The sequence below is a fragment of the Arthrobacter sp. NPDC055585 genome (assembly GCF_053619115.1).
Window position 1 is genome coordinate 847628 of record NZ_JBSHIT010000001.1, and the last position, 8108, is coordinate 855735.

The 8108-nt window shown below is 64.4% G+C and carries 7 protein-coding genes; 4 read left to right on the forward strand and 3 right to left on the reverse strand.

Annotated features, from left to right (window positions below; all coding sequences use genetic code 11):
- Nucleotides 1-57 precede the first annotated feature (57 nt).
- Both ACWGQ2_RS03715 and ACWGQ2_RS03720 read left to right on the forward strand, forming a co-directional pair.
- On the forward strand, nt 58-1146 hold the full coding sequence (locus tag ACWGQ2_RS03715; RefSeq protein WP_452014437.1) for an ABC transporter ATP-binding protein: 1089 nt from the start codon (nt 58-60) through the stop codon (nt 1144-1146).
- Between the two features lie 113 nt (nt 1147-1259).
- Nucleotides 1260-2615, forward strand: coding sequence for a DUF4032 domain-containing protein (locus ACWGQ2_RS03720; RefSeq protein WP_452014439.1), 1356 nt, complete (start codon nt 1260-1262; stop codon nt 2613-2615).
- A gap of 73 nt (nt 2616-2688) precedes the next feature.
- On the opposite strand, the gene ACWGQ2_RS03725 is transcribed toward ACWGQ2_RS03720, so the two are convergent.
- On the reverse strand, nt 2689-3369 hold the full coding sequence (locus ACWGQ2_RS03725; RefSeq protein WP_452014441.1) for a DUF4190 domain-containing protein: 681 nt from the start codon (nt 3367-3369) through the stop codon (nt 2689-2691).
- Between the two features lie 246 nt (nt 3370-3615).
- On the opposite strand from ACWGQ2_RS03725, the gene ACWGQ2_RS03730 reads away from it, so the two are divergent.
- Nucleotides 3616-5340, forward strand: a complete 1725-nt coding sequence (locus ACWGQ2_RS03730) for a glycoside hydrolase family 13 protein (RefSeq protein WP_452014443.1) — start codon at nt 3616-3618, stop codon at nt 5338-5340.
- A 15-nt stretch (nt 5341-5355) separates the two neighbouring features.
- On the opposite strand, the gene ACWGQ2_RS03735 is transcribed toward ACWGQ2_RS03730, so the two are convergent.
- Nucleotides 5356-6729, reverse strand: coding sequence for an FAD-binding oxidoreductase (locus ACWGQ2_RS03735; RefSeq protein ID WP_452014445.1), 1374 nt, complete (start codon nt 6727-6729; stop codon nt 5356-5358).
- A 10-nt stretch (nt 6730-6739) separates the two neighbouring features.
- The gene (locus ACWGQ2_RS03740) at nt 6740-7213 is read right to left on the reverse strand and encodes an SRPBCC domain-containing protein (RefSeq protein WP_452014447.1); all 474 of its coding nucleotides are present in this window, start codon (nt 7211-7213) and stop codon (nt 6740-6742) included.
- Nucleotides 7214-7582: 369 nt separating this feature from the next.
- Between ACWGQ2_RS03740 and ACWGQ2_RS03745 the strand changes: the two genes are divergently transcribed.
- Nucleotides 7583-7771: a hypothetical protein gene (locus ACWGQ2_RS03745; RefSeq protein WP_452014449.1), complete on the forward strand. Its 189-nt coding sequence runs from the start codon at nt 7583-7585 to the stop codon at nt 7769-7771.
- Nucleotides 7772-8108: the final 337 nt, after the last annotated feature.

An 8108-nucleotide genomic window follows, 5' to 3' on the forward strand; every position in this document is an offset into this window, starting at 1 on the left:
CATCCACCCATTCACAACGGATCGTCGGGCACGTACCTGCCCGTGAAGGGAAATATCATGGCAACGGTAACGTTTGACCAAGCAACACGTGTGTACCCGGGCACCGAGCGCCCTGCAGTCGATAACCTCAGCCTCGAAATCGCCGACGGCGAATTCCTGGTGCTCGTTGGCCCCTCCGGCTGCGGCAAGTCCACCTCCCTGCGAATGCTCGCCGGCCTGGAAGACGTCAACTCCGGGCGCATCCTCATCGGTGACCGCGACGTCACCGACGTTCCGCCCAAGGACCGCGACATTGCCATGGTGTTCCAGAACTACGCGCTTTACCCGCACATGTCCGTGGCGGACAACATGGGCTTTGCGCTGAAGATCGCCGGCGTCCCGAAGGAGGAACGCCTGGAGCGCGTCCGCGAGGCCGCCAAGCTCCTGGACCTTGAGGATTACCTGGACCGCAAGCCCAAGGCACTCTCCGGCGGCCAGCGCCAGCGTGTCGCCATGGGCCGGGCCATCGTGCGGAACCCGCAGGTGTTCCTCATGGATGAGCCGCTCTCCAACCTCGATGCCAAGCTGCGTGTGCAGACCCGGACCCAGATCGCGTCGCTGACCCGCCGCCTCGGCGTCACCACCGTCTACGTCACCCATGACCAGGTCGAAGCCATGACCATGGGCGACCGCGTTGCCGTGCTGAAGGACGGCATCCTGCAGCAGGTGGATACCCCGCGCAACCTCTACGACAAGCCGATGAACGTTTTCGTTGCCGGCTTTATGGGCTCCCCGGCGATGAACCTCCTGGAACTGCCTGCCACCGAGGGCGGTGTGACCTTCGGCGGCACGGTGTACCCGGTTCCGCGCAGCATCCTCGACGCCGCTGCCGGCAACACTGTTACGTTCGGTGTCCGTCCGGAAGACATGGACATTGCTGCCGACGGCGAGGGCCTGAAGGTGGAAGTGGACGTGGTGGAGGAACTCGGCGCAGACGCCTTCGTTTACGGCCACACCTTCCTGGACGGCCAGGAACACGAGATTACGGCCCGTGTGGATGCACGGAAGCCTCCCGCCAAGGGAGACACCCTGTTCGTGAAGCCGAAGGCAGGGCATGTGCACCTCTTTGACACCAGCACCGGTGCTCGACTTGCGGACGAAGCGTAGCCTTTAGCAACACTGTGCGCGTGCGGTGGCCTTTCCCCTGATCTAGACTTCAGGAGGAAGGCCACCGCACTGGTTTAACCCCCGTCCAGCGCTGATAGAAGGCGTAAATGCCAATGACTGAAGCTCCGCGCGCCAACTGGCGTGATGAACCAACCAACTGGGAGCAGCCCGGCAAGCTCCCCCGCAGCCACAGTGAGGCAACGCAGGAACCCCTTGGTTCGCTGAACATCACCGCGGCCTCCATGGACCCCGCCCTGCTGGATCTTCCGTGGTCCATTCCGCTGGAAGACTGGCCCAAGGAAAACCTGGCCGCGCTGCCCCGCGGCATTTCCCGGCACGTTGTCCGGTTCGCGCGGATGGGCGATTCCCTGATCGCCATCAAGGAGACCAGCGAACACGTGGCGCGGCAGGAGTATCACATGCTGCGCAAGCTGCGGCGGCTGAACATCCCCAGCGTCGCCCCCGTGGCTGTCATCACCGGACGCCAGGACGCTGAAGGCAATGAGCTGGATCCGGTGCTGGTGACGCGCCATCTACGTTTTTCCCTGCCCTACCGTGCCGTGTTTTCCCAGACGCTCCGGGAAGTCACGCTGACCCGCCTGATCGATGCTCAGGCGCTGCTACTGGTCCGGCTGCACCTGGCCGGCTTCTACTGGGGTGATGTGTCCCTCTCCAACACCCTCTTCCGCCGCGATGCCGGGGCCTTTGCCGCCTACCTCGTGGACGCCGAAACCGGCGAGCTGTACCCGGAGCTTTCCCGGGGCCAGCGTGAATACGATCTGGAGATCGCCCGTGTAAACATTGCCGGGGAACTCATGGACCTCGCCGAGGGCGGCCTGATCGAAGAGAACGTTGATCCGCTGGCCACAAGCGAACGCATCATGGACAGCTACCGCAATCTGTGGGCCGAGCTAACCGAACAGGAATCCTTCGAGCTCGGTGAACGCTGGCGCGTCAATGCGCGCATCCGGCGCCTGAATGAGCTGGGGTTCGACGTCGACGAACTCACCATCCGGACCACTCCGGACGGATCGCAGGTGCAGCTCCAGCCCAAGGTTGTCGACGCCGGCCACCACCAGCGCCGCCTGCTGCGCCTCACCGGACTGGATGCCCAGGAAAACCAGGCCCGGAGGCTCCTGAATGATCTGGACTCCTACCGGGCGGACAACAACCCGGACATGGATGAAGAGCTGAGCGCCCACCTTTGGGTCACCCATGTCTTCGAACCAATCGTGAAGTCCGTGCCGCGGGAACTTGGCAGCAAGCTGGAGCAGGCCGAGGTGGTTCACGAGGTACTGGAGCACCGCTGGTACATGTCCGAGAAGGAGAACCGCTACGTCCCTCTGGCGGAAGCGGTGCAGTCCTATATGGACAACGTGCTGCGCCATCGCCGGGATGAGGCGGCGATCCTGCTCAACCCGGACACCACGACTATGCGGATTCTTGAAAGCGGCGCTTCATCGGGCTAGAAAATAAAGCACTGCAGGCCGGGAGCTGATCCCGGCCTGCAGTGCTTTATTTCCCTGTCTGTCTGTGTGCCTGTCAGAGAGACTGTTCAAATTCAGCGAGGTCACCGCAGTCAATCCGCTGGCCGTCGACGTAGAACGTTCCCGTTCCCCGCTCGGTGCAGACCTCATAAAATGTGTTGGCCGTATCAACTGCGAAGACAAACAGCGCCACTGTGGCAAGCACCGTCAGCACGAACACAACGCCGCCAATGATGATGCCCGCCAGTGCCGGACCGTTGCTCATCCTGGCTTTTCGTGACTGGACGAAGGCCACGATGCTCAGGATCACGCCTACCAGCGAGGCGAAGGGAATGAAGAACAGGCAGGAGAGAATCAGGCCAATGATGCCCATGGTCTTGCCCGGCTGCGGCGCGGGAGCCTGGTAACTGCCCGGGTAACCGTAGGGCGCCGGCGGAGCGCCGTAGCCGGAGTTGGGGGCCGCACCGTAGCCGGGCTGCTGGGGCTGGCCCTGCGGCGGGCTCCAGGGTCCCTGGCCGGGTGTCGAAGCGTACTGCGGTTCCGGCTGCCGGCTGGTCTCCGGAGCTGAATCATCCGGTGCCTGTCCGGCTTCCGGACCGGAGCCCTCAGCGTAGCGGCCGTACAGCGGCTGGGTCGGGGCATCGGCGTCGGCGGCATTCGCGGGGGCCTGGTCCCAGGGCTGCGCCTGCGGGTCCTTGGCGGGCTCGCCCGGGACGTCGTTGCGGTTCTCTGACATGGTTCTCCCGAATGATGGCTGGTGGGGGACGGACGCCGGCCTGACGCGGGGGCGCTGCCAGCAGTAGCCGTAAGTCTATCCCGACCAGCATGGACGCTCCTGTAAAGCGCTCTTCCGCCAGTGACCCGTGATCAGTAGCCGGCAATTGTGTGGGTTATCACGCCGGATCCCCGGCACATAAGGAGACTTATCCTCGTTTAAGAGGACGTACCCAGACCGCACAAAAGAAAAGGGGTGATTCTTTTCATGGACAACGCTCCCCGCGTACCTGTCGCACGAAACGGAGAGCTCCGCCTGGTTCCGGTTCATGAAGCTTCCAGCAACCGGGAACGGCAGTGGTGGCGCTCCTCGGTGATCTACCAGATCTACCCCCGTTCCTTCCGCGACCTGCGCGGCGACGGCATCGGCGACCTGCCCGGCATCACCGCCGAAATCCCCGCCCTGGCGAGCCTGGACATCGACGCGATCTGGCTCTCCCCCTTCTACGTCTCCCCCCAGAAGGACGCCGGCTACGACGTAGCCGACTACTGCGCCGTCGACCCCCTCTTCGGCACCCTGGACGACTTCGATGACCTCGTGGCCACCGCCAAAAACCACGGCATCCGTGTCATCGTCGACCTCGTCCCCAACCACTGCTCCGATCAGCACGCCCTCTTCCAGGCCGCCCTCGCCGCCCCGGAGAACTCCCCTGCCCGGGACATGTTCATCTTCCGCGACGGCACCGGCGAAAACGGCGAAAACCCGCCGAACAACTGGCAGTCCCACTTCGGCGGCCCCGCCTGGACCCGCACCACACGCCCCGACGGCACCCCCGGACAGTGGTACCTGCACCTCTTCGACTCCACCCAGCCCGACTTCAACTGGGACAACCCCGCCGTTCACGATGAATTCGAACGCATCCTGCGCTTCTGGCTCGACCGCGGCGTCGGCGGGTTCCGCGTCGACGTCGCCCACGCCCTGATCAAGAAAAGCGGGCTGCCCGACTGGGGCGGCCGCGCCGACGGCGCCTCCAGCGAAGGCTTTCCCGGCGATCAGGCACCCATGTTCGGCCAGGCCGGCATCCACGACATCTACCGCTCCTGGCGCAAAATCCTCGATGAATACGACGGCGACCGCGTGCTCTGCGCCGAAGCGAACGTAGATCCTCTGGACCGGCTCACCGACTGGGTCCGCTCCGACGAAATGCACCAAACCTTCAACTTCGCCTACCTCAGCCATCCCTGGGAGGCGGGCGAACTGCGGCGCATCATCGAAACCAGTCTCACCGCCTTCGATCAGGTCGGCGCCCCCACCACCTGGGTCCTCTCCAACCACGACGTCGTCCGCCACGTCTCCCGCTTCGGGCTCAAGGGGAATGAGCTAAGGCTCGGGGACGGGATCGGCCCCGAGGACGCTCAGCCGGACCATGTCCTGGGACTGGCCCGAGCACGGGCGGCGACCCTGCTGATGCTCGCGCTTCCCGGCGGCGTCTACCTCTACCAGGGTGAAGAACTGGGTTTGCCGGACCACACCATGATCCCCAACGAGTTCCGCCAGGACCCCACGTTCCATCGGACGGAAGGCATCCGCGTAGGCCGGGACGGCTCCCGGGTGCCGCTGCCCTGGGTCGCGGGCGCGCCGTCGTACGGGTTCAGCAGCACCGGAAAGAGCTGGCTGCCACAGCCCGGACTGTGGGGCACACATTCTCGCGATATCCAGGAACGGAACCCAGACTCTACTCTCCGGATGTACCGGACCGCGCTGTCCCTGCGCCGGGAACTCGGCCTGGGCCACGGCTCCCTGGCCTGGTGGCCCGAGCATGATGACGAGGGCGTCGTCGCCTTCGTGAACGGGAACATTTTGGCCGTGATGAACATGGGCACCAAGCCGGTGGAACTGCCGGAGTTTGAGATTCTGCACGAAAGCTCGCCCGGCACCATGGAAGACACGCGGCTGCGCCCCAACCGGACGGTGTGGATGCGCCTGCCGTAGCCGGACGGATTGAGGCTAGATCCCCGGTACTGCCTTGCCCGGGTTCAGGATCCCCGCGGGATCAAAAATGGCCTTGATGTGGCGCTGCAGCTGCAGGACCTCTTCCTGCTGTTCCTGCGGCAGCCAGCGGAGCTTGAACTGGCCGATGCCGTGTTCACCGGTGATCGTGCCGCCCATCCGGAGGGCAACCGTGATGGATTCGTCCAGGGCGGCGTTGAGCCTCTCGACGCCGCCCGCGCCCTCCTCCGCACTGATCCAGAACGTGGGGTGCAGGTTCCCGTCCCCGGCATGGGCTACAACCTTGAGCTGAACCCTGTGGTCCGCTGCCATACGCTCCAGCTCCGCCACGTAATGCACCAGCTGTGAACGGGGCACAGCAACGTCCTCGCCAACGCGGATCTCATGGTCGACGTCGTCTCCCCTGCTGTGCCGGCGCAGGTCCAGCAGCCGCTCGGCTTCCTCAGACCCCTCGGTGCTCACTGTTCCGCCGAGTTCGGCAAGCACGGCACGGGCGGCGGCGGCTTCGGCCTCGGCACCGAACCCGTCCGTCTGGATCAGCAGCAGGGCCCCGCCGCGGGTGCCCAGATCGGAGCCGTGGGCACCGTCCAGGGCCGCCATTGTGGCGCCGTCGAGCAGTTCCATGATGGAAGGCTGCACACGTGCTGCACCGACGGCCAGTACACCTGCTGCTGCGGTGCGGAAGTCGGGGAAGAACGCTGCGATGGTCCGAACCTCATTGGGCAGGTAACGCAGCCGCACGGTCACGCCGACCACGATGCCAAGGGTTCCTTCCGATCCCGTGAACAGGCCCGTGAGGTCATACCCGGCAACCCCCTTGAAGCTCTGGTGCCCGGTATGGATCAGCGTGCCGTCTGCCAGCACCACGTCCAGCGCCAGCACCGAATCCCTGGTCACGCCATACTTGGCGCAGCGCAGGCCGCCGGCGTTCGTGGCCACGTTGCCGCCAATGGTGGAGACCTTGTAGCTCGCGGGGTCCGGTGCGTACATAAGACCGTGCGGTTTCACCGCTTCGTTGAGGTCCGCGTTAACAACCCCGGCTTCGACCACGGCGAGTTCGTCACCCGGCCGGATGTCCAGGATGCGGTTCATCTTCTCAAGGCTCAGGACAATACAGTTCCGTGTGGCGTGGGCTCCGCCGGAAACACCGGTTCCCGCCCCACGGGGGACGACTGCAGTTTTGGTGCGCGAGGCCCAGCGCAGAACCTCCTGCACGTCAGCGATGGATTCTGCCCACACCACGGCCAAAGGATCAATGAGTTCCTGCACCGGGCCCTGGTCTCGGGCGTACCGCTTCAGGGTTTCAGGATCCGTGTCGATGCGGACTGAAGGGATTGATACTTCCAGGTCGTGCAGGGCAGGCATGGTCATAGCAAGAAGGCTACCGGGCGCCCATAAAACGGGCGTAACGTTGCAGAACGTTGCGCCAGAGGGCCTCTGCTTCTTGCCGCTGCCCTGCGCCGTCGGGAACCGTGTCGAATCCGGTGTGCCGAATGGTCACGGCCGTACCGGTACCGTCTGCGGCGAAGTTGATCGTTACAGTGCTGGAACCGGCGCCTGGGTTCCATTCGAGTTCCATAACCTCTCCCGGCCGGATCTCTTGGACGGCCGCACGAACGGCGGTTTCTTCGTCCTCGCTGGTTTCGATCAGCGAGCCGCCTTCAAACTCCACATGGGTCCCCTCTCCAAATTCGGTGAATTCGGTGGGCCACCAGAGATGCGGGTACTCATGGAATCCGCGGAAGGCCTCTTCGGTTTCACGGGGAACAGTGCAGCTCTCTTGGAGGTCAGCGACTGGTACGCGGGTGCCCTCGGGCTCGGGTTCCGGGGCGTGGGAGAACAGGGATGAAGTCATCTTCCCAGCCTACGCAGTCCTTGGAATGGTTTCCGGAATGCAGGAACTCTTAGCCCATCAGCATGTGTTCGACAGCAGCGTCGTCCTCTGGAATGGTTTACCTGATCCGGCGGTATGCCGGCCCCATGGACGGAGTCGGACGATGGCAATTCACGGTCAGCACAGCCAGCTATTGGCTGCCGGCGGCGTGCTTCTGCTGGCCTGCGCCGGTGTGCTTCCGGTGTCAGGCTGCACCAGTACACGATCGCAGCTGACACCCGAACTCGTGATGCAAGGGTTTTGGTTCAACCCGGACACTCCGATCACCAACCCCCCGAGACGTTACCGCCGAGAAATGCGGGGGAAGAGATTCCCTGCCAAGCGGCGGCCATGGGCGACGAGGTGACTGTCTACAGCTTCGACAGTCAGGACGACGCCGCGGCTTTCGCGGAGTCTCTCGGCCCCGATGGTTACCAGTCCGACTGGATTGTGCTCGAGTACGAAGGTGCCGCAGCCGACACGGATCCTTCCGAGGCATCGTACGCAGGCATAACAGATTCAATGTGGTCCTCGGACTGAGCTCGGTGACTGGGTCCTGTTCGATTCCGGGCGCTGTTCTCTGCCGTGGTTCCCAGTGTTTGTGGCGGGTGGTGCCTGGTGTGGTCCCACTGGGTAACAGGTGTCACTGTGCGTGGGAAGGGCGGTTAGGCTCGGCGGCGGGGGCGTTGTTGAGCCTGAGGCTGCCGGCTGGAGGACGCCAGCCAGCCGGCTGGCGCCCGGGGGTGCCCGGCGCCTGGCCCCCGCCGCCCAAGGGTATGTGCTGTTAAACGGGTCAGGCCCCGCAGCGTTGCGGGGCCTGAGCCTTTTTAATGATTGTCCGGCGGTGACCTACTCTCCCACACCCTCCCGGGTGCAG